Source organism: Shigella sp. FC1967 (genome assembly GCF_001743005.1).
In the GTDB taxonomy this organism is placed as follows: domain Bacteria; phylum Pseudomonadota; class Gammaproteobacteria; order Enterobacterales; family Enterobacteriaceae; genus Proteus.
In genome coordinates this window covers 1-263 of record NZ_MIIZ01000228.1, presented here as the reverse complement: position 1 = coordinate 263, position 263 = coordinate 1, and the positions used below count along the sequence as shown (strand labels likewise).

Annotated in this window: 1 protein-coding gene and 1 pseudogene; one reads left to right on the top strand and one right to left on the bottom strand. The window is 41.8% G+C overall.

What is annotated here, in order from left to right; translation table 11 throughout:
• On the bottom strand, positions 1-77 hold a 77-nt coding region (locus BHE89_RS02140; RefSeq protein ID WP_171742429.1), incomplete at its 3' end, for a helix-turn-helix domain-containing protein.
• Positions 78-133: 56 nt separating this feature from the next.
• Between BHE89_RS02140 and BHE89_RS02135 the strand changes: the two are divergent.
• Positions 134-263 (top strand): annotated as a pseudogene (locus BHE89_RS02135) (IS200/IS605 family transposase); the annotation flags it as partial.

Here is a 263-nt window from a genome sequence, read left to right as displayed (position 1 = left end):
ACCGCACCGAACTGAGCGTTGAGATATTCAGCCTGTTCTGGTGTTGGGTAGATGCGTACTTTTGTTGCTCTTAATATCATCAGCGCTCATTGATATAATATTTTTATTTTAACATGTTAGGGCAATATATCAATTGAGTAATCATGATGATTTACTGGCGGGAACCCTCAGAAAGCGGCACAGTGTCAGTAAACTGGTCGTGCCTCTGATCTTTACGACAAAGTATCGACGTAAGCTATTTGACGGACAGATGATCGCTCAAC